This is a genomic window from Kitasatospora sp. NPDC048722 (genome assembly GCF_040650235.1).
GTDB lineage: Bacteria > Actinomycetota > Actinomycetes > Streptomycetales > Streptomycetaceae > Kitasatospora.
On record NZ_JBEZGX010000038.1, the window covers coordinates 54,484 to 74,576 of the forward strand.

The 20,093-nt window shown below is 74.7% G+C and carries 24 protein-coding genes; 15 read left to right on the top strand and 9 right to left on the bottom strand.

Going from position 1 to position 20,093, the window contains the following annotated elements; genetic code table 11:
- Nucleotides 1–18: 18 nt before the first annotated feature.
- Nucleotides 19–186, bottom strand: coding sequence for an SflA family class IV lanthipeptide (locus tag AB0C76_RS26025; protein WP_359970024.1), 168 nt, complete (start codon nucleotides 184–186; stop codon nucleotides 19–21).
- Nucleotides 187–346: 160 nt separating this feature from the next.
- On the opposite strand from AB0C76_RS26025, the gene AB0C76_RS26030 reads away from it, so the two are divergent.
- Entirely contained in the window at nucleotides 347–1,081 is a 735-nt protein-coding gene (locus AB0C76_RS26030) for a prolyl oligopeptidase family serine peptidase (RefSeq protein ID WP_359970027.1), read from the top strand.
- Between the two features lie 20 nt (nucleotides 1,082–1,101).
- Here the strand turns inward: AB0C76_RS26030 and AB0C76_RS26035 are convergent, their stop codons facing one another.
- Nucleotides 1,102–1,929, bottom strand: a complete 828-nt coding sequence (locus AB0C76_RS26035; RefSeq protein ID WP_359970030.1) for an NAD(P)-dependent oxidoreductase — start codon at nucleotides 1,927–1,929, stop codon at nucleotides 1,102–1,104.
- A gap of 65 nt (nucleotides 1,930–1,994) precedes the next feature.
- Here AB0C76_RS26035 and AB0C76_RS26040 point away from each other — a divergent pair, with 65 nt between their 5' ends.
- Together AB0C76_RS26040 and AB0C76_RS26045 are read left to right on the top strand one after the other, a co-directional pair.
- Nucleotides 1,995–2,885: a LysR family transcriptional regulator gene (locus tag AB0C76_RS26040; protein ID WP_359970033.1), complete on the top strand. Its 891-nt coding sequence runs from the start codon at nucleotides 1,995–1,997 to the stop codon at nucleotides 2,883–2,885.
- A 133-nt stretch (nucleotides 2,886–3,018) separates the two neighbouring features.
- Nucleotides 3,019–3,489 (top strand): carboxymuconolactone decarboxylase family protein, encoded by a 471-nt coding sequence (locus tag AB0C76_RS26045; protein ID WP_359970036.1) that lies wholly within the window; start codon nucleotides 3,019–3,021, stop codon nucleotides 3,487–3,489.
- Nucleotides 3,490–3,974: 485 nt separating this feature from the next.
- Here AB0C76_RS26045 and AB0C76_RS26050 read toward each other — a convergent pair whose 3' ends face one another.
- Nucleotides 3,975–4,586 (bottom strand): hypothetical protein, encoded by a 612-nt coding sequence (locus AB0C76_RS26050; protein ID WP_359970039.1) that lies wholly within the window; start codon nucleotides 4,584–4,586, stop codon nucleotides 3,975–3,977.
- Between the two features lie 122 nt (nucleotides 4,587–4,708).
- Here AB0C76_RS26050 and AB0C76_RS26055 point away from each other — a divergent pair, with 122 nt between their 5' ends.
- The 4 genes from AB0C76_RS26055 to AB0C76_RS26070 all read left to right on the top strand — a co-directional run bounded on the left by AB0C76_RS26055 (nucleotide 4,709) and on the right by AB0C76_RS26070 (nucleotide 7,679).
- Nucleotides 4,709–5,506, top strand: coding sequence for a hypothetical protein (locus tag AB0C76_RS26055; RefSeq protein WP_359970042.1), 798 nt, complete (start codon nucleotides 4,709–4,711; stop codon nucleotides 5,504–5,506).
- Between the two features lie 596 nt (nucleotides 5,507–6,102).
- Nucleotides 6,103–6,399, top strand: a complete 297-nt coding sequence (locus tag AB0C76_RS26060; RefSeq protein WP_359970045.1) for a hypothetical protein — start codon at nucleotides 6,103–6,105, stop codon at nucleotides 6,397–6,399.
- A 26-nt stretch (nucleotides 6,400–6,425) separates the two neighbouring features.
- The gene (locus tag AB0C76_RS26065; RefSeq protein ID WP_359970048.1) at nucleotides 6,426–7,178 is read left to right on the top strand and encodes a helix-turn-helix transcriptional regulator; all 753 of its coding nucleotides are present in this window, start codon (nucleotides 6,426–6,428) and stop codon (nucleotides 7,176–7,178) included.
- Nucleotides 7,179–7,256: 78 nt separating this feature from the next.
- A complete protein-coding gene (locus tag AB0C76_RS26070) occupies nucleotides 7,257–7,679 on the top strand; it encodes a hypothetical protein (RefSeq protein WP_359970050.1) in 423 nt (140 codons plus the stop codon).
- Between the two features lie 185 nt (nucleotides 7,680–7,864).
- On the opposite strand, the gene AB0C76_RS26075 is transcribed toward AB0C76_RS26070, so the two are convergent.
- The 3 genes from AB0C76_RS26075 to AB0C76_RS26085 form a co-directional block, all read right to left on the bottom strand.
- On the bottom strand, nucleotides 7,865–9,157 hold the full coding sequence (locus AB0C76_RS26075) for an MAB_1171c family putative transporter (protein ID WP_359970053.1): 1,293 nt from the start codon (nucleotides 9,155–9,157) through the stop codon (nucleotides 7,865–7,867).
- The gene (locus tag AB0C76_RS26080; RefSeq protein ID WP_359970056.1) at nucleotides 9,154–9,681 is read right to left on the bottom strand and encodes a ParH-like protein; all 528 of its coding nucleotides are present in this window, start codon (nucleotides 9,679–9,681) and stop codon (nucleotides 9,154–9,156) included. Before AB0C76_RS26080 ends, AB0C76_RS26075 begins: the two co-directional genes overlap by 4 nt.
- 260 nt (nucleotides 9,682–9,941) lie before the next feature.
- Nucleotides 9,942–10,388: an XRE family transcriptional regulator gene (locus tag AB0C76_RS26085; protein WP_329924585.1), complete on the bottom strand. Its 447-nt coding sequence runs from the start codon at nucleotides 10,386–10,388 to the stop codon at nucleotides 9,942–9,944.
- 185 nt (nucleotides 10,389–10,573) lie between these two features.
- Between AB0C76_RS26085 and AB0C76_RS26090 the strand changes: the two genes are divergently transcribed.
- The 4 genes from AB0C76_RS26090 (at nucleotide 10,574) to AB0C76_RS26105 (ending at nucleotide 13,634) form a co-directional block, all read left to right on the top strand.
- Complete coding sequence (locus tag AB0C76_RS26090; protein ID WP_359970059.1) at nucleotides 10,574–11,215, top strand: hypothetical protein; 642 nt, start codon at nucleotides 10,574–10,576, stop codon at nucleotides 11,213–11,215.
- A gap of 80 nt (nucleotides 11,216–11,295) precedes the next feature.
- Nucleotides 11,296–11,826 carry a hypothetical protein gene (locus AB0C76_RS26095; protein ID WP_359970062.1) on the top strand — a complete coding sequence of 177 codons (531 nt, stop codon included), beginning with the start codon at nucleotides 11,296–11,298 and terminating at the stop codon, nucleotides 11,824–11,826.
- Between the two features lie 110 nt (nucleotides 11,827–11,936).
- Nucleotides 11,937–12,887 (top strand): alpha/beta hydrolase, encoded by a 951-nt coding sequence (locus AB0C76_RS26100; protein ID WP_359970065.1) that lies wholly within the window; start codon nucleotides 11,937–11,939, stop codon nucleotides 12,885–12,887.
- A gap of 24 nt (nucleotides 12,888–12,911) precedes the next feature.
- On the top strand, nucleotides 12,912–13,634 hold the full coding sequence (locus tag AB0C76_RS26105; protein WP_359970068.1) for a WYL domain-containing protein: 723 nt from the start codon (nucleotides 12,912–12,914) through the stop codon (nucleotides 13,632–13,634).
- Nucleotides 13,635–13,669: 35 nt separating this feature from the next.
- On the opposite strand, the gene AB0C76_RS26110 is transcribed toward AB0C76_RS26105, so the two are convergent.
- On the bottom strand, nucleotides 13,670–14,146 hold the full coding sequence (locus tag AB0C76_RS26110; protein ID WP_359970071.1) for an NUDIX hydrolase: 477 nt from the start codon (nucleotides 14,144–14,146) through the stop codon (nucleotides 13,670–13,672).
- A 64-nt stretch (nucleotides 14,147–14,210) separates the two neighbouring features.
- On the bottom strand, nucleotides 14,211–14,798 hold the full coding sequence (locus AB0C76_RS26115) for a DUF5919 domain-containing protein (RefSeq protein WP_359970074.1): 588 nt from the start codon (nucleotides 14,796–14,798) through the stop codon (nucleotides 14,211–14,213).
- Between the two features lie 503 nt (nucleotides 14,799–15,301).
- Here AB0C76_RS26115 and AB0C76_RS26120 point away from each other — a divergent pair.
- The 3 genes from AB0C76_RS26120 to AB0C76_RS26130 all read left to right on the top strand — a co-directional run bounded on the left by AB0C76_RS26120 (nucleotide 15,302) and on the right by AB0C76_RS26130 (nucleotide 16,613).
- Nucleotides 15,302–15,553 (top strand): hypothetical protein, encoded by a 252-nt coding sequence (locus AB0C76_RS26120; RefSeq protein WP_359970077.1) that lies wholly within the window; start codon nucleotides 15,302–15,304, stop codon nucleotides 15,551–15,553.
- An 80-nt stretch (nucleotides 15,554–15,633) separates the two neighbouring features.
- Entirely contained in the window at nucleotides 15,634–16,095 is a 462-nt protein-coding gene (locus tag AB0C76_RS26125; RefSeq protein ID WP_359970080.1) for an NUDIX domain-containing protein, read from the top strand.
- 113 nt (nucleotides 16,096–16,208) lie between these two features.
- A complete protein-coding gene (locus AB0C76_RS26130; RefSeq protein WP_359970083.1) occupies nucleotides 16,209–16,613 on the top strand; it encodes a hypothetical protein in 405 nt (134 codons plus the stop codon).
- Between the two features lie 82 nt (nucleotides 16,614–16,695).
- Here the strand turns inward: AB0C76_RS26130 and AB0C76_RS26135 are convergent, their stop codons facing one another.
- Entirely contained in the window at nucleotides 16,696–18,501 is a 1,806-nt protein-coding gene (locus tag AB0C76_RS26135; RefSeq protein WP_359970086.1) for a beta-galactosidase, read from the bottom strand.
- Nucleotides 18,502–18,588: 87 nt separating this feature from the next.
- Here AB0C76_RS26135 and AB0C76_RS26140 point away from each other — a divergent pair, with 87 nt between their 5' ends.
- The gene (locus AB0C76_RS26140; protein WP_359970137.1) at nucleotides 18,589–20,085 is read left to right on the top strand and encodes a PTS transporter subunit EIIC; all 1,497 of its coding nucleotides are present in this window, start codon (nucleotides 18,589–18,591) and stop codon (nucleotides 20,083–20,085) included.
- Nucleotides 20,086–20,093: the final 8 nt, after the last annotated feature.

Consider the following 20,093-nt stretch of genomic DNA (forward strand, 5'->3'; position numbering starts at 1 on the left):
TCGAACGGGCCGTGCGGGTCAGTAGTCGCCCCCGCACGGGAACCGCGTCGGAACCCAGGTCACGAACGGGTCGGCGAGGCAGGCCGCCGGGGCGAGATCGGCGTCGAACTCGTCTTCGAACACGATCCCCGCCTCGTCGATCTCCAGCAGGCCGGCGTCGTGGATCTCCAACATGCTTGCAGTCACGGGTAGTTCCTCCCATCTACAGGTTGGTGCCTTGCGGTCCGCACATCGTACTAACCCCCGTGCATTCGTCCTAGTGGTGTGACGCCACCTGCTTCGCGCCAGGAGCGGTACCGTTGGCCACCGACGTGCCGTTGGTCTATGTGGGTGAGGGATAAAACGGATGCAGAAGCGTGAGGTCGTGCGCTACGGAAGCGCACCCAGCCACTTCGTCGAGCTGTGGGACGCGGACCCGCAGGGGCCGCCCGCCCGGGGCCTGGCGGTGACCGTGCACGGCGGCTGGTGGCGCGACCGGCACGACCTCCACCTCATGGACGCCCTCGCCGCCGACCTCGCCGGCCGCGGCTGGTGCGTGGCCAACATCGAGTACCGCCGCACCGGCGGCGACGGCGGAGGCTGGCCGCACACCCTCACCGACGCCCTCGACGCGGTCGCCGCCGCCCACGCCGTGCGCCCCGCCCTCGCCGACCTCCCGTCGATCGCCGTCGGCCACTCCGCCGGCGGACAGCTCGCCCTGCTGACGGCCGCCGCCGGCCTCGTCAACGCCGCGGTCGCGCTCGCACCGATCACCGACCTGCCGCGCTGCGCCGCCGAGCACCTGGGCGAGGACGCCACCCCGCTGTTCGTCGGCGCCCCCTACGAGGACGACCCGGCCCCCTACCGCGAGGCCTCCCCGCTCCACCGCCTCCCCCTGGGCCGCCCCCACCTGATCGTCCACGGCGACCAGGACCAGCGCGTGCCCGTCACCCACAGCCGCGCCTACGTCGAGGCCGCGAAGGCGGCGGGCGACCCGGTGACGTACGTGGAGCCCGCGGGCACCGACCACTTCCAGGTCGTGGACCCGCAGCACGCGAGCTGGGCGGCCGCGGTGGGCTGGCTGGAGAGCCGCGCCGGATAGCCCCCCGGCCGGGAGGCACCTCAGCCCCGGCGGATCGCCTCCACCACCCGCGACAGGTCCTCGTCCGCGATGTCCGGGTGCGACAGCAGCACCTCGTGCGCCGCCGTCAGCACCCGGCCACCGCCCGCCAGCGCCAGGTCCTTGGCAGCCAGGCGCACCGGGAAGTCCGACTCCCGGCTGCGGGCGCGGGCCACCATCCCCGCGAGCGGCCCGCCCCCCAGCACCTCCAGCGCCAGCTCCTGCGGCAGCCCGAACCCGTCCGCCACCGCCAGCGCCTCGCCGAGCGCCGTCACCCCGGCCACCACCGCGCCCATCACCACGACCTTCAGCGCCGCGCCCGAACCCGGCCCGCCGCAGCGCAGCACGCGCCCGAAGTGCTCCAGCACCGGCTGCGCCCGGTCGAGGTCGGCGCTCTCGCCGCCCGCGTAGACCGTCAGCGTGCCGTTCGCGGCCGGCCCGACGCTGCCCAGCACCGGGGCGTCCACCAGGGACGTCCCGGCGGGCAGCCGTTCGCGCAGCGCGGCCACCGCCTGCGGCCCGACCGAGGACATGTCGATCCACAGCGCGCCCGGCGCAAGGTGCCCGAGGAACCGTCCGGCCACCTCCTGGACCGCCGCCGGGTCGGCGAGCATGGTGATGACGACGTCCGCGCCCTCGACCGCCTCGGCCGGGCTCGCGGCGCAGGAAAGGCCGCCGGCGCGTTCGGGGCTGCGGTTCCAGACGGTCAACGTCAGTGCGGCGGCGGCCAGTCGACGGGCCATCGGCAGGCCCATGCGGCCCAGGCCGAGGAAGGCGACCTTCTTGAAGGACGCGGAGGAGGACACGGAAGAGACGTGCTCGGTGTTCATGGCCACCACGCTAGGCAGCCCCGAGCCAGGCGACAAACGAATGTCTCGCATGGTACCCATGCCTCATGGACATGGCTTGGCTCGACGTCTTCCGCACCGCCGCCCGCCTCGGTTCCTTCACCGCCGCCGGTGAGCACCTCGGCTTCACCCAGTCGGCGATCTCCCGTCAGATCTCCACCCTCGAAGCCGAACTCGGCGCCCCGCTGTTCGACCGCCTCGCGCGCGGCGTGCGCCTGACCGAACACGGCCGCGCCCTGCTCCCGCACGCCGAGGCCCTGTTGGAACGCCTCGACTCCACCCGCCGCGAACTCACCGCCCTCACCGAACTCGGCGCCGGGCGCCTGCGCCTGGGCGCCTTCGACAGTGCCAACGCCGCGCTCGTGCCCACCGCCCTCGCCGCTTTCCGCGCCGCCCACCCCGAGGTGGCCGTCTCGCTCACCGAGGGACTCTCCGCCACCCTCCTCACCCGCCTCGCGGACGCCGACATCGACCTCGCCGTCGTCGCCTCCTACCCCGAACACCCCTACGACCAGGAGCAGTTCGACCTCCATCCGCTCGTCGAGGACCCGGTCCTGGTCGCCCTGCCCCGCGACCACCGCCTCGCCCGGCGCCGGCGCCTGCGCCTGGCCGAACTCGCCGACGAGCCCTGGATCGCCGCCCGCCGCACCATCGAGACGACCCTGCTGGCCGCCTTCGTGCGCCAGGGCCTGCGCCCTCGCGTCGAGTACGCCGTCGCCGGCTGGACCGCCAAGCTCGGCCTCGTCGCCGCCGGGCTCGGCCCCGCCCTCATCCCCTCCCTGGCCGCCCGGGCCGCCCGCCCCGACATCGCGCTCGTCGCGCTGCACCCCGACGACACCCCGGTGCGGCAGGTCTTCACCGCCGTGCGCCGAGGCCACCACCCGCCCCCGGCCACCGCCGCCTTCCTCGTCCACCTGCGCGAGGCGGCCCGGGCCTGACTCCGGTGTGACGCAGGTCACGACGGGTGGCGGGTCGGGGATGTCACATCCGTGGCGCGGGAGGGGTCGGGGTAGTGAGAGCAACGCGAACGGCGCACGCGAACAGCGAGCGCACCGACCAGAGGAGCCCGCCATGGACGCCCGGTTCAACTACTACGCCACCGCCACCGGCGCGAAGTTCGTCAAGCACGTCAACGCGGCCGGCGCGGCCCTCAAGGACGCGGGCGTGCCCTACGCCACCACCCAGCTGGTGCTGCTTCGGGCCAGCCAGATCAACGGCTGCGGCATGTGCACCGACATGCACTACAAGGACGCCGTGCACGCCGGCGACCAGCCCGAGCGCCTCAACCTGGTGGCCGCCTGGCGCGAGGCGACGGTGTTCACCGACGCCGAGCGCGCCGCCCTGGAGCTGACCGAGGAGGCCACCCGCATCGCCGACGCCGCCGGCGGGGTCGGCGACGCGGTGTGGGAGAACGCCGTCAAGCACTACGACGAGGAGCAGCTCGCCTCGCTGGTGTCGACGATCGCGCTGATCAACGCCTACAACCGGTTGAACGTCATCTGCCGCGTCCCGGCGGGGAACTACCAGCCCGGCCAGTGGTGAGCCGCCCCCGCCGCCCGCCCGCCCGTTCGCGCGACAGGCGGGCGGCCGGCGGGCGGGGCGGGTCCCGGATTCGTCCGGGTGAACCGCCCGGACGAAGCCGCAGCCGGGCGCGGCGTGGCCGGACGGCGACGCGGGCACCCGGCCCGCCCCGGCGCCGGAAGCCACCCGTCTCCCGGGCCGCCGAAGACCCCGGCCTGCCGCCGTCCGGTGCCCGCCGCCTCCCGCACCCTCCCCGGCTCGACAGGCCCGTTCCGGGCCGATGTGGAACGGTGGGACGCAGGGGGCGGTCCTGGAGAGAGGAACGGTGTCATGTCATCGAAGCGGCGGCGCAAGAAGAAGGCGCGGGCCAGGCGCGGAGCCAACCACGGCCGTCGGCCGCAGTGCTGAGAGCCGGCGAGCACCGTCCCGCCGCGGCCGAGGAGGCCGCGGCGGGACTTCGCGCACGACCCGGGGTCGTGTAGCCCGATCGGCCCCCCGGCGCCCGCTCACGCCGCCCCGAAGCGCCACACCGCGTGCTCCAGGGCGCCCGGGTCGTGCCCGAGCAGGGCGGCGGCCTCCTCGTAGGCGGCGCGCAGCGGCCCGTAGCGAAGGTCGGCGAGTCCGGCGCCGGCGGCGAAGCTGCGCAGGTGGACGTCCACGGCGACCCGGGGACGTCCGACGAGGCCGCCGAGGTAGTCCACGGTCTTGGGGCCGACGCCGCGCACGGCGCGCAGGGCGGCCCGGTGGGCGGGCTCGCCGAGCCAGGCGTGCAGGTCCTCGCGGGTGTCGACGCCGTGGGCGGCCAGCAGACGGGCGAGGGCGTGGGCGGTGGCGACGCGGGCGGGGCTGGCGAAGTCCATGGCGGCGGCGAGGTCCTCGCGCTCCATCCGGGCCCGGAACCCGGTCACGGTGGCGGCGTCCGGCCACATCTCCTGCAGCCGCACGACCCGGGGCCGGACCACCGCCTCGTAGCGCCGCCGCGCCTGGAAGGCGGCGTCGCAGATCACCGCCCCCATGTGGGACCAGCCGCCGGGCGCGGCGAACGGGCCGTCGCCGAGCACCTCCCGTATCCGGTCGGCGAGTTGACGGGCGGGCGCGGCGCACTCGGGTTCGTTCACGGCCACGATGATCCCCGATCCCCAACGTCCCTGCTGTGGCGCGGCGTTCGTCCGTACCGGCACCGATCGGGAGCGGGTCCCCTGCCCTTGAGCGGGTGCGGCGGCGGTGCTTCACTGTGCGGATGATCGGCGAGACGGAGATGACGGACCTGTTCGGCGAGGTGCTCAGCAGGCACCGGGTGGACACCCGGGCGCGGTGGCAGAACGCCGTGTGGGCGCTGGTGGTGGCCGTGCCCACCGGCTGGCTCGGGCTGTGGGCGCTGCTCACCGTGGACGACGGCCGCTCGGGGGGCGGCCGGGTGATCGGCCTGGTGATCGGCCTGTCCCTGGGCGCGCTGTACATCGCCGTGACGCAGGCGTGGCGAGCGGTGCGGGGCGGTGCGGGGGAGTACTTCGAGGTCCGTGAGCGCGGGCTCGTCCACGGCTCGCGGCGCGGCGCGGCGGGCTGGGAGTGGGACCAGGTCGTGTCGATCACGATCCCCGGGACCCCGAGGATCCACGGCCTCGCCCGCCGGCTGGGCAACGACTACCGCTGCCGCCTCGCCCTCGACGGCGGCGCGCGCCTGCACATCGACGGGCACGCCGCCGGGGCCTCCGGCCTGGGCCGGGCCGTGCTGGAGAACAGCCCGGACGCGCGGCGGCTGGCCGGGGACGAGTGGCAGGCCCGGGCGGGCGGCTGGTTCCTGGGCGGGGCGGTGGCGTTCCTGGCGGTGGGCGTCTCGATGGTCACCTACCTCGGGAACCACACGGACACCACCCGCAGGATCACCGACGCGAACGGGATGGTCAGCGAGGAGACCGTGCCGGGCGTCGGCGACGGCGTGATCATGGCGGTCGGGCTGAGCCTGCCGGTGTGCGCGGTCGGCGCGATCACGTGCATCGTGCTGTACGTCCGGTACCGGAGGTACCGCCCGCGCTGACCCCCACCTCGCCTCCCCCTGCACGTCGGCGCGGCGGGCGATCCGAACGGTCCGGACTTCGGCATGCCGGGCGACGGCGGGCGGCCACCTGCCGGGGAGCGGGTGGCGGGGCCCGGCCACCTGCCGGACAACGGACCGCGGACAACGGACCACGGACAACGCACAGAGACCGCTCGCCCCTGTCGGGGCCGGGCGGTCTCTGCTGCTCGGGCGGGCCCATGCGCCAACACGGCCCGCTGCCGGTGTTCCCGAAATGTGTTGGAGTGAACAGCGCCCCCGGGCTCCGGACCCGCGGGTCCGGACGACGCCGCTGCAAATCGTCACATCCGGCCAGGGTGGCCTACAAGGGGATGTTGCACGAAAGCGCATCAATTATCGGTTTCAACACTCCGGCCTGCGCGTTCGTGACCGAGATCGTCCGGGACGGCGGCCAGGGGGCGGGACGCGGTCGCATCAATCTGCGCGACGTTCACCGAACCGATTGGGAATCACCCGTACGCCTGACAGAGTGTTACCTCGCACGGGCCCTTCCGGTGACGCCAACCACGGGAAGACGTCCGACTGTTGGAGTGACAGTGCTATAGGAGGTCTCGTCGATGACGAGGAAACGGAAGAAGCGCACCCCGGCCCGATGCGTCGCCGACGCCGTCACCGCGCCGCGCCCGCGGCAGTCCGTGCGGCAGTCCGTGCGGCGTTCCGTGCGGCGCCCCCGGCGGCCCCGGCGGCCGTGGGGACCCGGACCCGTCGAGACGGTCGTGATCGTGGTGGTCGTGACCGTGGTCGTCGCCGCGGCGGCCGTCCTGGTGGAGGCCGGCCTGTCGGCCCAGGCCGCGCTCGAACTGGCCACCGGCGGGCTGCTGCTGGGACTCAGGCTCCGGCGGGAGCGGGCCTAGAGAAACGCCTGCGAGAGACCCCCGCGATGGGACGCAGAGAGAAACCGGTCGCGGCGAGTGACCCGGCACTGGGCCGGCTGGCCGCCTGGCTGCGCGAGCAGCGCGAACGGGCCGGGCTGACGTACCGACAGCTCGCCGCCCGCACCAACTACCATCCCACCACCCTGCAACGGGCCGCCGGCGGGCGGACCGTACCCAACTGGACGGTCGTCGAGGCCTTCACCCGCGAATGCGGCGGGGACCTCAGGGCCGCCCGCCGCAAATGGGCGCAGGCCAACTACTGGGCGCACGTGCCGCGCCCGTCGGGGCCCCAGCGCCGCAGGGCGCCCAGGCCCCTGCACCCCGAGCAGGTCGACTCCTTCGCCGACCTGCGCCGCGCGATGCACGAGATGCGGCGCAAGGCCGACTGGCCGGCCCTCGAGGAACTGGACCGCCGGGCCCGGGCCAGGGGCGCGCGCCTGCCCTCCAGCACCCTGGCCCTGGTCCTCAAGGGCGAGGCGCCGCTGCACAAGCCGGTGTTCCGCACCTACATGGAGGTCTGCGGGGTCCGCGAGACCCGCCGGGAACTGTGGGCGACGGCCTGGGACCGGGCGGCCATCGCCCGCACCCCGGTGTCCGTCAACCCCCGCACCTACCAAGGGGAGTTCACCCGCGCCATGCGCAACTCCAGCGGCGGCATCTCCACCGAGAACCTGCTCAAGCTGTGGGTCACGCTGCGCAACAGCCACGCCGCGGAACGGGCCGAGGACACCGGGGACAGCCCGCCGGTGCTCGTGTGACCGGGGCCCGCGGCCGGGTCACCCACCAGGAACCCCCGGCCGCGGGCCCGCCCCGCCCGCGCCACCACGGGAACACTCATGCCAATACGACGCACCCCCGCCGCCGTCACCGCCCCCGCGCCCGCCCTGGGCCTGTGGGCGCTGCACGACCTCCACCGGCGGCACTACCTCGCCTACGCCGCTCTGCTGCTCTCCCCGGCCGAGGCGCAACTCGCCGTCCAGGGCGCCTTCGAGGACCTCGCCGGGCGCTGGCTGGAGGCTCTCGCCACCGCGAGCCCGGCCGCCTGCGCCTGGCAGGCGGTCCGCGACCGCGTCTGCGCCCTGGCCGGCCCCCGCACGCTCGGCCCCGTCGCCCACCTCACCGCACCCCAGCAGGACGTCCTGCTGCTCCACCTCGCCCTCGACCTGCCCGCCGACCGGATCGCCGCCCTCACGGGCACCGAACCGGCCGCCGTCCACGTCCGGTTGCGGTCCCTGGCGTCGGCCCGGAGGCCGGGGTGAGGAGGCGGCTAGCCGCCAACTCCGGTGCAGGCACGACGTGTTGGTTCGCTCCGTGTGTGTGGTCCGGTCCGTGTGCGGGGTCCGTTCCGGGGGCGACGGCGAACAGGTGCCACAGCCCCCCGGCCGCCGTGATCAGCGCGACGGCCACGGCACCAGGACGTTCGGGCGGGCCGCGTGGGGCCTCCTCACGACGGCGGCGGCCGCGCCGCTCGGGCGTACATGCGCACGAGCGCGACGGCCGGGGACGTGGTGTAGACGCGGGCGAGGTCGACGAGGCGATCGGCCTCCGACTCCAGCGCGGCGCACGGCGGTTCGGCGGGCGGGACGGCCCGCGGGGCGACCGGGGTGGGCAGGGCGCCGGCGGCCGCCCGTTCCAGGGCGGCGGCCAGCGCGGCCGCCTCCGCGGTCGCCGCGGCGAGGGCGGCGGGCGGCGGGAAGCGGCGGGCGGCGATGGTGAGCCACTGCGGGCTGCGCGGGTCGAGGTGGTGGCGCAGGATCAGGCGCGCGTCGTGGATCTCGATGATCCGCCGGTACAGGGCGAACTGCGGGTCGCGCGGCGGCAGCAGCCGCCGGGGCAACAGCCGGTGGGCGGGCGCGAGCGCGATCTCCGGCAGCACGGTGTGCAGTTCGGTCCACAGCGGGGTCAGCGCCCGGTAGCGCCGGTGGGTCCGCAGCCACACGCGGACGGGCGTCAGCGCGGCCGGCCACAGCGTGGTCGACAGGCCCGCGGCCAGCAGCGCCGTGCACAGCAGCCCGAGGACGGCGGAGACGCTGTCCTCGCCCGCGCTCTGGCCGCCGCTGGTGGCCGCGTCCACGACGTCGTCGATGCCCCAGGCGTCCCAGACCAGGCCCACGGCCAGCCCGAGGGTCAGCAGGTGCAGTCCGGTGCGCCGGTGCCCGCGGGCGGTGGCGTGCGCCCGGCGGGCGACCTGGCGCAGCAGCGCGGCGAGGCAGTACGCGATGTAGAGGGTGCGCAGCCCGTTGTACGCGGCCAGGTAGGGCCGTCCGGCGGGAGCGACGGTGAGGTCGCCGGTGGTCACGTGCGGGTCGGCGGCCGTGATGAGCACCGCGCACAGCGCCAGGACGGTTCCCAGGAGGCCGAGTTGGCGCCGCACGGCGTTCCGGGCGGGCTCGCCGGAGGCCAGCGCGACGGTGAGCAGGGCGATCGCGCCGGTCGCGCACAGGTGCAGGGCGTCGCCGAGCAGGACGGGCGGCAGCGCGGGGGAGGCGAGCAGGCCCGCCAGGCTCAGCAGCCGGGCCGCGCCGGTGACGGTGGGCGGCGCGAGCAGCAGCAGGGCCGCGCCGAGGAAGGCGGTGCAGTAGCAGGTGTAGCGGGTGGCGGCGCCCAGCCCGGCCCACCCGCCGCGGGCGCCGTCGCGCGGGCTGCGCGCGTTGCGGGCGGCTCGGGTGCTGCGCGCCAGGTGGTAGGCGTTGAGGGCGAAGAACGCGGCGACGGGGTAGAGCGCGAGCTCGCTCACGGCCGCCCGCCCCCGCTCCTTCCCTCGCCCCCGCCCCCGGAGCCGGAACCGGAGCCGGAGGGCGGCGGCGCCGACAACAGCGTGTCCAGCGCCGGCGTCGAGCCCGGGCGGGCCGCCGCCGCGTCGGCCTTCGCCGCCCGGCTGAGGATCAGCGACGCCAGCAGCTCCGCCTCGCGCTCCTGCGGCTCGTCGTACCCGGTGCGCCCCAGTACCCGCTGGACCAGCGCGGGGGACAGGTGGGGCAGCAGCGCCTGCGAGGACACCGGCGTGATCGGCGCCGAACCGGCGTGGTCGAACAGCAGGTGCGCGATCTCGTGCACCAGGATGTGCCGGCGGTGCAGCGGGCTGGTGTCCGCCGCGTACAGGATGTAGTCCGCCTCCGCCGTGGACACCAGCAGCCCGCACGGCAGGTTCGGGCGCGCGGCGACCGGCACCAGCTCGATGGGCCGCCCGCGCCGGCCGGCGAGCCGGTCCAGGAGCACGGCGGGGTCGAACGGTGCCGGCAGGTCCAGCTCCTGCGCCATCCGCCGGCACCGCCGCAGTACCGACCGGTAACCCCACGCACCCCGCACGGTGTGTCCTCCTCGCCCTCCGGCTCCCCGGCCGGTCGTTCCCCGCGCCCCGGGTGCGGCCCCGGTCCGTCGCCGTGACTCGTCCCCGCATGAGTCGAGTCGTCCGGAAGTCTCCCGGGGTTCCGCGGACTTCGTCACGGACTCGTCCCGACGACGCCGGCCGCCGACCGGTCGTTCCCGCCGCACGCCGCCGGGAGACCGTCAGGAACGCATCAGGACGAGGCCGGGCGGCGGGCGGAGTCCCGGCGGGCGATGACGTCGATCAGCTCGCTGACCGTGTCCAGGCCCTCCGGCGAGAGGTTGACCGCCCGCAGCGCCAGGCTGCGCACCCCCGCGTCGCGCAGCGCGCCGAGCAGGGCGAGCTCCTTGGCGATCTCGGCGCCCTGCCGCTCGTCGAAGAAGTAGGCGGGCGGCACCTGGAAGAAGTGGGCGAGCGCCTCCAGGTGGCGCTTGGTCGGGTTGTCCCTGCGCCCGGTGCGCAGCTGCCACAGGTAGGTGGTGGAGAAGGACTCCCCGGTCGCCTCGCGGCAGGCCCGGGCGACCTCCTCGTTGGTGTACTGCTCGCGGTCCGGACGGCGGACCGTCTGGAACAGCGCCTCGATCCTGGCCGCGAGCCCGGACGTCTCGACCGGCCCGTCCTCGCGGGGCGATTCCGCCATGGCAACCCCTCTCCCGCCCGTGACCTCCGCGCCGCAGCCTGGGTGAACGGAGGAGACCCTGCGCGATCACCATAGCTCAAGGGGATGAGCCCGGGTGGATGCGGTGCGCCAACTCTTCCATGCCAGTTGACCGGTGGAGCGACGGGTGCCATCCTGGCCGACTGACCGCCGGCCCCGGGAGGTTCGTGAACGACGCCGCGCACAACACCGCCGACAACACCGCCGACAACACCGCGGGCACCGGCCCGCGCACCGGCCGCCCGCACACCGCCGCCACCGACGGCCCGAACGGCACGGCGACCGTCCGCCTCGGCTTCCTGTGGCGCGGAGCCGGCTGGGCGCTGGGCACCCTCGCCGGCCTGCTGTCGGCCGTCGTCCTCGCCGAGAGCGGCGCCGTCGACCGCCTCGGCGTCCTCCCGTCCCTGCTGCTCGTCACCGCCGCCGCCGTCGCCGTCGCGCTGGCCGCCCCCCGCACCTTCCGGCTGCGCGCCGACGAGCAGGGACTCGCCCTCACCCGCATCCTGCTGAGCCGCCGCTACCGCTGGCAGGACGTCACCGGCCTCGAAATGGACTTCGGCGAGGACTCCGAGAGCGCCGCCCCCCGCCTCGCGCTGCGCCTGCGCCTGACCACGACCCGCCGCACCGGCTGCGGACCGGCCCTCGGCACCCTCCCCACCACCTGCGACCGCCGCCCGCGCGGCACCGAACCCCCGGAACTCGCCGACCTGTTCACCCTCCTCGACCGCCACGGCGTACGCCTCGACGCCCCCCACTACGCCGCCCTCGTCCTCTCCGCCCACGGCCGCCCCCCGCTGGGCCGCCGCTGAACGCGACGTCCGCCCGCGCCCGTTGAGGCAGGCAGGGGCGCGCCGGCCCGCGGCGCGCGAGAGATCAGGGGGACGCCGTCGTGCTCACCTTCCACGGCGCGTGGCGCATCACCGTCCTCACCCGCGACGCCGACTTCGAGCAGCGCGCCGTCGTCCGCGGCCCCCACGGCACCCGCGTCATCCCGGGCCGCCCCGGCGCCACCCTGGAAGTCGACGAGGACACCTGGACGCTCGCCCTGGAGCACCTGGCCTGGGGCCGCACCTGGGAGCCCAACGTGCGCACCACCCCCGGCCCGCTCACCGACCACGCCGGCCTGCGCGGCCGACTGCTCACCAGCAGCGACCGCCACTTCCCCGGCAAGCCCCTCGACTACGCCAACTTCGTGCTGCGCCTGGACCAGCCCACCACCACCCTGCGCGCGCCCCGCCTCCTGGGCACCCCCATGACCCCCGCCGTCCCGGCCACCCCCGCCGCCCCACAGGCGATCCGCACCACGTCCTCCGCCGCCGCCTACGGCACCGTCCACGGCCCCTCCGGCGGCCGCCCGGCCCAGGCCCCCGGCGAACCGGCCGCCGCCGACGGACACGGCCGACCGCAGCCCTGGGGATAGGCCCCCGCCCCGCCCCCGGCCGTCGGGGCTGACGATGCGACAGGAGTGTGACTCAGATCACCCGGAAAGGGTGACACGGTGTTGTCGCGGAAGGCTGTGAGCATCGACGCATGACGATCACCACGATGACCGCGACCACCGACGAGGACTGCCTCGCCGAGACCCTCGCCTTCAACGCCCAGTTCGAGGCCGCCGCCGCGACCCGCCCGGCCCGGTCCGCGACCCTGGACGCCGCCACCCTCGCCCGCCTGCGCGCCAACCGCCTCGGCGGCGACACCCCGCCCGAGCGCCTGCCGCAGGCGCAGGAGCGGACCGTCGCCGACGGGGTCGGACTCCGGGCGTTCGTCCCCGAGCACGTCGACGGCGTCTACCTCCACATCCACGGCGGCGGCTGGGCGTTCGGCTCCGCCGACGGCCAGGACGGACGGCTGTGGAACCTCGCCCGGCGGACCCGCCTCGCCGTGCTCAGCGTCGACTACCGCCTCGCCCCCGAACACCCCTTCCCCGCCGGACCCGACGACTGCGAAACCGCCGCCCGCTGGCTCGTCGACCACGCCGAGACCGAGTTCGGCACCCGGCGCCTGATGATCGGCGGCGAATCCGCCGGCGCCCACCTCAGCGTCCTGACCCTGCTGCGCCTGCGCGACCGCCACGGCGTCACCGGCGCGTTCCGGGCCGCCAACCTGGTATACGGGCCCTACGACCTGTCGATGACCCCCAGCCAGCGCCTGTTCGGCTCCCGGCCCCTGCTCAGCAACACCGAAGCCCTCCGCGGAAGTTACGAGCTCTTCACGCCCGGCCTGGATGCCGAGCAGCGCCGCGACCCGGGCGTCTCCCCGCTCTTCGCCGACCTCACCGGCCTGCCGCCCGCCCGCATCGTCGCCGGCACCGAGGACCCGCTCCTGGACGACTCGCGCTTCCTCGCCGCCTGCTGGCAGGCCACCGGCTCGGACGTCCACCTCGGCGTCGTGGCCGGCGCGATGCACGGCTTCACCCTCTTCCCCCTCACCATCACCGAACGCGAACACCAGCGCGAGCGCGACTTCCTGACCGGCGCGTGAGGCCCTGACGGTAGCGTCGGCACCGTGAACCGCACCCCGCGCCTGTACGCACTCGTGGAAGAACTGCGCGCCGCGGCGCCGCGACCCCTGACGGTCGCGGCGCTCGCCGCCCGGTTCGAGATCAGCACCCGCACCGTGCAACGCGACCTCCAGGCCCTCATGGACGCCGGCCTCCCCGTGCGCGCCACCACCGGACGCGGCGGCGGCTGGTCGATCGACCGGGCCATGACGCTGCCCCCGATCCGCTTCACCGCCGACGAGGCCTCCGCCCTGGTCGCCGCCCTCGCCGCCGCCGACCCGGGCGCCCCCTACGCCGGCGCCGCCCGCACCGCCTCCCAGAAGATCGCCGCCACCATCACCGGCCCCGCCGCGACCGCCGCCCGCGACCTCGCCGCCCGCATCGTGGCCCTGCCCGCCGCCCGCACCGGACAACCGGTCCGCACCGCCGTCGAACGGGCCCTCACGGACGCCACCGTGCTGCGCCTGTCCTACGCCGACGCGGCGGGCAGGACCACCGAACGCGAGGTGGAACCCGCCGGACTGCTCACCGCCGGCGGCAACTGGTACCTCATCGCCTGGTGCCGCACCCGCCACGCCGGCCGCGGCTTCCGTCTCGACCGCATCACCGCCGCCACCGCCACCACCGAACCGGCCCCGCCCCACGCCCTGGCCGACCTCCTGGCCGGCTCCGCCGCCGCGGGCGCACTCCCCCCGGCGGCCCTGGAGCCCCTGCGGTCGGGGGCGTGAGGGCGCGGGCCCGGCGTCCCGAAGGGGTGACGTGGCTACTTGGCGTCGCATTCGCCGGTGCGGATGGGTGTGAGACGGCGGCCGTCGTGGGCGCGGATGCGAGCGGGGCCGGCGTCGAGGGCGTCGAGGAGACGGACGGCGTAGGCCTCGCTCATGCGGTCGGTGACTTCGGCGGGCGTCAGCCAGTCGATGGCGGTGGATTCGCCGGAGAGGTGTTCGGTGCCGCCTTCGGGGTGACAGCGGAAGACAAGGGCGACGATGCCGCGGGTCATGTTCTTGTAGACGCCGGTCAGTCGGTCGATACCGACCTTGAGTCCGGTCTCCTCGAAGATCTCGCGGCGCAGGCCGTCTTCGACGGTCTCCGTGAGTTCCAGTACCCCGCCCGGGGGTTCCCAGGAACCGTTGTCCGCCCGGCGGATCGCCAGCACACGCCCATCCTCGCGGACGACCGCACCCGCGACGGACACGGAGTGGAGCGGCGCGGGCCGGGGGTGCTCGGTGTCGTTGTTCATGAGCGGGAGGGCAGGGCTCGGAGGAGTGGGAAGTCGGCGGGGTCGACTTCCTGCGCCGGGGTGATCACGTGGCGGGGTGGATGTCGCTGCCCCGGGACCAGAGTTCCTCGACGTGCTCGGCGAAGCGGTCGAACATGCCGTTCTCCTCGCTGCGCCGCAGGTGCATCAGTGGCGAGTCGTGGCCGACGGTTCGGGCGAGATGGGGAGTGACGAGGGCGTGGTCGTCGAAGCGGAAGACGGAGAGACCGATGTGGTTCGGGCCGTCGTCCATGGCGCTGAAGCGGCCTTCGATGCCGGCGACGTCGGCGAGCTTGGCGAGGTTCTCCAGCGTGATCCTGATCCGGGTCGACACCGTGAGGGTCACGTCCTCGACCTGCTCACGCTGTCGGGTCGCGTCAGAGCTGGGGTCCCCTAGGAGGAAACGGACCCGACAGCCGCCCTCGGCCTTGCGGCGAAGGGTCTGTAGCAGGGCGGGCTGCTCCAGCCAGACGAAGTAGTTGGTGTATCCCGCGAGGAAGATGTCGGATCTGGCCTCGGCGATCAACTGTCCCCAGACCGACTGCGGGCAGGCCGAGCGGTACGGGTAGACGGCGAAGACCTCCCGGTCATGTCCGGTCTTGACATTCGCCCGGACGGTGTTCGGCCAGATCACGCGTTCATCAACCCCTAAAGCCGCGCAGACATCGATACGGTTCCGCTGATGCGGCACGAGAGACGCATCCGAGAGCCAGCGTTCCACTGTCTTAGGTGTAACACCGACCCGGGCCGCCAGCTGACGGGGGGACATACGAGCCGCTGCCATACCTTGTTGAAGCGCAGTGTTCAAGGGGGCATCCTGAGACGTTTGGGCTTTCTTGGACCGTAGCGCCAAGAGGTCGCAGGTGTCCGCGAGATGGAACATCTTTAAGCCATATGGGTGCCGATGATCCTCACATAAGCCACGTGATGGGAGTCGTGCAGATGGAAGCAGATTCGTTAGCTCCACGGGTACGGGGTGCGCTGGGACCCCGATGCCCGCTGCTACCGGGTGCGGAACGAGGTCACGGGGGAGTGGCTGCGCTGCGGCTCGACCGGTGAGCTGGCGTCCTTCCGTTCCTTCTGTGCCGCGTTCTCGGCGTGGCGGGTTTTCGAGGTGCACCGCAGGGTCGGTGTGTGATGGCCTCGCTGCTCAACCGGGCGACCGCCGAGCAGCGGCGTGAAGCCGCCCTCGTCGCTGATGACTTGGCGGCGGTTCTTGCCCTGGGTGGGGCCAAGTTGCCGTCCCTCGAAGTGGACTGGGACTTCGGGCGCCGCACCGGGTGCTACCTGATCTCCCTCGGGGCCGTCCGTACCTCCGACGTCGTCCGGATCGTCGAACTGCTCCGCAAGGGCCTGCACTTCGAGCGCCTCGCCGCCGATGACTCCTGAACTCGTCGCCCGCCTCCTCTGGCTGCTCGGCTTCGCCGCTCTGATCAACTGGTGTTTCCGGAACAGGAAGTAGCACCCCCGTGCGCGACCCCCGCCTCCTCGCCAAGCCGCCCGTGTGCCGGCTCGGCTGCCTCGCTCTCGTCCGCAACCCCCGCGGTGACGTCCTGCTCGTCGACCCGGACTACATGGACGGCTTCATCCTGCCCGGCGGCGCCGCCCGCCCCAACCAACCCCCGCACGAGGCCGCCGCCCATCACCTCCTCGCGCAGACCGGCGTCTCCCGGCGCCTCACCCACGTCCTCGCCGTCGACTTCACCCCCGCCGACCGCTATCTCGAACGCCTCAACCTCGTCTTCGACGGCGGCACCACCACCCAGCAGCTCACCGTCCCTCCGCAGCACCGCAGCGGACTGCTCGGCGCCCGTTTCGTCCCCGTCCAGCAGCTCGGCCAGGTGATGGCCCCCGCCCAGGCCGCCCGCGTCGCCGAGGCGCTCACCGGCCGCGCCATGCCGCTCCTCCTCCACGGCCAGCGCGCCGCCTGATCCCCGACCGCGCAGGAAGTCGACGAGCCCGACTTCCTGTGCGCCCCGGTGGGCGAGGAACTCGCCTCCGCCCCGGCCCCTCGGCCCCCGTCGGGGCGCGTACCCTCGCCTGCATGGCCCGTCATCCGAGGAACCCCCGCCGCCTGGTCGCCGACGGGCACGTGTACCTGTGGACCCTGCGCCACAGCCACCGCGCGCCCGGCGACGGTCGGCGGGCGGACTGCTGCGCGACCGTCACCCTGCACCCCCAGCCGGCCGGAACCGGCGGCCCGCTGCGGATCGTCTTCACGGAGGGCCCGGGCCGGTACGTGGGCGGGGCCCCGCTGGGGTCCGGGGACGTGGGATTCACCCGGGGCGCCGACCTGAACCTGCACGAACCGGGCGCCGTCCGGGCCCTGCTCGACGCGGCCTCGGCCCGCGGATGGCGGCCGGGGGAGCGGGCGGAGCTCGACGGATGGTCCCTGCTGGAGGCAGCGGCGGCCGTGCGGACCGGGGACACCGGCCCCACCGAACGGTAGCGCCCGCCGCACCGTCACGAGGACCCGCCGCGCGAGAAGTCGACAGGGCCGACTTCCCACGCGGTGAGCGCCCCGCCCCGGGTCAGTACTCGCTGCTCGGGGCCTGGGCGGTGGGGCCGAGGTCGGGGCGGTCGCGGACTTCGAGGGCTTCGCCGTGGTGGTCGAGTTCGAGGACGAGGAGTTCGTTGCGGCCCGGGCGCCACAGGGGGGCCGGGGCGTAGAGGGTGCGCTGGGGGCCCTCGACGGTGTGGCGGCCCAACAGGAAGCCGTTGAGCCACAGCAGGCCGCGGCCCCAGCCGGGCAGGGCGACGAAGGCGTCGGCGGGCACGTCGACGTCGGTCTCGAAGCGGTGGAACGCCGGATCGCCGTCGGTGAGCGCCACCGCCTCCGGCTCCTCCAGCCGGAGGGCGGAGAGGTCGTCCAGCGGCAGCGGCCGGATCTCCCACTCGAACAGCAGCTGGCCGCCGTGCGCGACGCCCCGCGTGATGCCCTTGCGGTCGTCCATGTTGGGGCCGTAGTTCACCCGCCCCAAGGCCTCGACCAGGATGTCGAGGACGGCGCCGCCGGGCCCGGTGGCCAGCGGCAGCGTCGCCCGGGGGCTGTTGCGGTCCAGGACGCCGAGCGGACGCCCGTCGACGAAGACGTGGGCGCGGTCGGCGAGCCCGTCGATGCGCAGCGGCAGTTCGGGGCGCGGTCCGGGCACGCGGGTGCGGTAGTGGATGAGGCCGCGGGCCTGGCCGAGGCGCTCCATCGGTTCGGGGCAGGCCCGCCGCACCGGCGCCGACAGCGAGTCCAGGGCCGCGAGGAGCCGGGCCCCGCCCGCGGCCCGCTCCAGGCGGCGCGGGGCCAGGCGCGGCGGCGCGGCGGGCAGTTCGCCCTCCGGCAGGGGCACGTAGCGGCCGATGACCTCCCGCAGCGCGTGGAACTTCTCGGTGAGTTCGCCCGCCTCGCCGATCGGCGCGTCGTAGTCGTAGCTGGTGGCGGTGGGCTCGAACCCGGCGTCGCAGGGGTGGGCGCCGCTGTGGTTGGCGCCCGCCCACAGGCCGAAGTTGGTGCCGCCGTGAGCCATGTAGAGGTTGACGGAGGCACCGGTGGCGAGGAGTTCGTCGAGCGAGGCGGCGCTCTCCTTGGGGTCGCGCACGTGGTGCGGCTCGCCGAGGCGGTCGAACCAGCCGATCCAGAACTCCATCGCCGTCAGCGGCCCAGGCCGGGAGGACGCCTGGTGGCGGCGCAGCACGGCGAGGCGCTCGGGCGCGCGGGAGCCGAAGGTCGCGGTGGACAGGTGGCCGGGGATGGTGCCGCCCTGCTGCATGGTGTCGTGGGCGCCGTCGGCGGTGAACAGCAGGCAGTCCACGCCGCGGCGCACCAGGCCGTCGCGCAGGTGGCGCAGGTAGGCGCAGTCGCGCCCGTAGCTGCCGTACTCGTTCTCCACCTGCACCGCGACCACCGGCCCGCCCCGGCTCGCCAGCAGCGGCAGGATCTCGGGCACGACGGCGTCGAACCAGCCGTCCACCTCCGCCAGGTAGGCGGGGTCCGAGCAGCGCAGCCGCAGGCCGTCGACGGCGAGCAGGCGCGCGGGCAGGCCGCCGAAGTCCCACTCGGCGCAGATGTACGGGCCGGGGCGCAGGATCACGTCCAGGCCCAGGGCCTGCGCGGCGCGGACGAACCGGGCGACGTCCCGCCAGCCGGTGAAGTCCACCTCGCCGGTGGGCAGTTCGTGGAAGTTCCAGGGGACGTAGGTGTCGACGGTGTTGACGCCCAGCGCCCGCAGCCGGCGCAGCCGGTCCTCCCACAGGTCGGGGTGGACGCGGAAGTAGTGCAGCGCGCCGGAGACGATGCGGTGCGGCGCGCCGTCGCGCAGGAATCCGGAGGCGTCGAAGTCGAGCATGCGGGGGCCTTTCGCAGGGAACGGGCGGCCGGGTGGGTACGGACGATGATCGGTATGCCCAGGCCGCGCGCGGGCAATCAGATCTTCATGACGGACACGCACACCGGCACCGCCCGCGACCTCCTCGCCCTCGTCGGCGGGGCCGCCAACGTCACCTCCACCGCCCACTGCATCAGCCGCCTGCGCCTGGGCCTGGCCGACCCGGGCCTCGCGCGCACCCAGCAGATCAAGGACCACCCGGCGGTGCTGGGAGTCGTCGTGGACGGCACCTACCAGATCGTCCTGGGACCGGCGGCCGTCGACCGCGTCGCCCAGGCGTTCGAGCAACTCGTGTCCGCCGCCACCCCGGCGGCGGACACGGCCACCCCGGCGGCGGACGCCGACACCCTCGCCGCCAGGGGAGCCGCGCTCAAGGACGACCGCACACGCCGCAACGCCACCCCCGGCAAACTGTTCCTGCGCCGCATCGCCGACATCTTCGTCCCCCTCATCCCCGCCCTCATCGCCTGCGGCGTCGTCGCCGGCCTCGGCGCCACCCTCAACTCCCTCGCCCTGTCCACCCACACCAGCGCCCTGACCGGCATCGTCCCCGTCACCACCGCCCTCTCCCAGGGCTTCATGTCCCTGATCGCCGTCTTCGTCGGCCACAACACCGCCAAAGAGTTCGGCGGCACCCCCGTCCTCGGCGGCGCGGTCGCCGGCATCGTCGTCTACCCGGGCGTCGCCGCCATCACCCACACCCCCTTCGGCCACCTCAAGCCCGGCCAGGGCGGCGTCCTCGGGGCCCTCGCCGCCGCGGCCCTGTGCGCGGCCCTCGAACGGTGGGCCCGCCGATGGGTGCCCGACGCCCTGCAGACGCTCCTCGTGCCCACCATCGCCCTCGCCCTGTCCGGCCTGACCGCCCTGCTCCTCCTGATGCCGCTCGCCGGCCTCCTCGCCGAGGGCATCGGCAACGGCGCCACCTGGCTCCTCGCCCACGCCGGAGCCGGCGCCGGGGTCCTCCTCGGCGGCACCTTCGGCACCCTCGTCATGTTCGGCCTCCACCAGGCCCTCATCCCGATCCACACCACCCTCATCGAGCACCAGGGCTACAGCGCGCTCTACCCGATGCTCGCCATGGCCGGCGGCGGCCAGGCCGGCGCCGCCGTCGCCGTCTACCTGCGCGCCCGCCACAACCCCTCGCTGCGCCGCGTCATCAGGTCCGCGCTGCCCACGTGCGTCCTGGGCGTCGCCGAGCCGGTCATCTACGGCGTCACGCTGCCGCTGGTGCGGCCCTTCGTGACGGCCGGGATCGGGGCCGCGGTCGGCGGCGCCGTCGTCGGCACGTTCGCCCAGCTCGGCCTGACCACCGGCTCCACCGCGATCGGCCCCTCCGGCCTCGTCCTGCTGCCCCTGCTCGACGGCAGCCACGGCATCGGCCCCGCCGTCCTCGTCTACACCGGCGGCTGGCTCACCGCCGCGCTCGCCGCCTGCGCCGCCACCTACGCCTTCGGCTTCACCCCGGCGATGCTCACCGCCCTCAACGCCCCGGCGGCCGGGGCGCCGGCCGAAGGCGCCCCGGCCGAGGGTGCCCCGGCCGGATAGGGTCCGTG

What these genes read in the sequence shown, in the direction of transcription:
- AB0C76_RS26065 (WP_359970048.1), top strand. Translation starts at nt 6,426, where the DNA reads ATGGGACGCAGAGAGAAACCGGTCGCGGCGAGTGACCCGGCACTGGGC.
- AB0C76_RS26055 (WP_359970042.1), top strand. Translation starts at nt 4,709, where the DNA reads ATGATCGGCGAGACGGAGATGACGGACCTGTTCGGCGAGGTGCTCAGC.
- AB0C76_RS26080 (WP_359970056.1), bottom strand. Translation starts at nt 9,681, where the DNA reads ATGGCGCAGGAGCTGGACCTGCCGGCACCGTTCGACCCCGCCGTGCTC.
- AB0C76_RS26035 (WP_359970030.1), bottom strand. Translation starts at nt 1,929, where the DNA reads ATGAACACCGAGCACGTCTCTTCCGTGTCCTCCTCCGCGTCCTTCAAG.
- AB0C76_RS26110 (WP_359970071.1), bottom strand. Translation starts at nt 14,146, where the DNA reads ATGAACAACGACACCGAGCACCCCCGGCCCGCGCCGCTCCACTCCGTG.
- AB0C76_RS26135 (WP_359970086.1), bottom strand. Translation starts at nt 18,501, where the DNA reads ATGCTCGACTTCGACGCCTCCGGATTCCTGCGCGACGGCGCGCCGCAC.
- AB0C76_RS26060 (WP_359970045.1), top strand. Translation starts at nt 6,103, where the DNA reads ATGACGAGGAAACGGAAGAAGCGCACCCCGGCCCGATGCGTCGCCGAC.
- AB0C76_RS26045 (WP_359970036.1), top strand. Translation starts at nt 3,019, where the DNA reads ATGGACGCCCGGTTCAACTACTACGCCACCGCCACCGGCGCGAAGTTC.
- AB0C76_RS26100 (WP_359970065.1), top strand. Translation starts at nt 11,937, where the DNA reads ATGACGATCACCACGATGACCGCGACCACCGACGAGGACTGCCTCGCC.
- AB0C76_RS26040 (WP_359970033.1), top strand. Translation starts at nt 1,995, where the DNA reads ATGGACATGGCTTGGCTCGACGTCTTCCGCACCGCCGCCCGCCTCGGT.
- AB0C76_RS26140 (WP_359970137.1), top strand. Translation starts at nt 18,589, where the DNA reads ATGACGGACACGCACACCGGCACCGCCCGCGACCTCCTCGCCCTCGTC.
- AB0C76_RS26120 (WP_359970077.1), top strand. Translation starts at nt 15,302, where the DNA reads ATGGCCTCGCTGCTCAACCGGGCGACCGCCGAGCAGCGGCGTGAAGCC.
- AB0C76_RS26030 (WP_359970027.1), top strand. Translation starts at nt 347, where the DNA reads ATGCAGAAGCGTGAGGTCGTGCGCTACGGAAGCGCACCCAGCCACTTC.
- AB0C76_RS26070 (WP_359970050.1), top strand. Translation starts at nt 7,257, where the DNA reads ATGCCAATACGACGCACCCCCGCCGCCGTCACCGCCCCCGCGCCCGCC.
- AB0C76_RS26130 (WP_359970083.1), top strand. Translation starts at nt 16,209, where the DNA reads ATGGCCCGTCATCCGAGGAACCCCCGCCGCCTGGTCGCCGACGGGCAC.
- AB0C76_RS26085 (WP_329924585.1), bottom strand. Translation starts at nt 10,388, where the DNA reads ATGGCGGAATCGCCCCGCGAGGACGGGCCGGTCGAGACGTCCGGGCTC.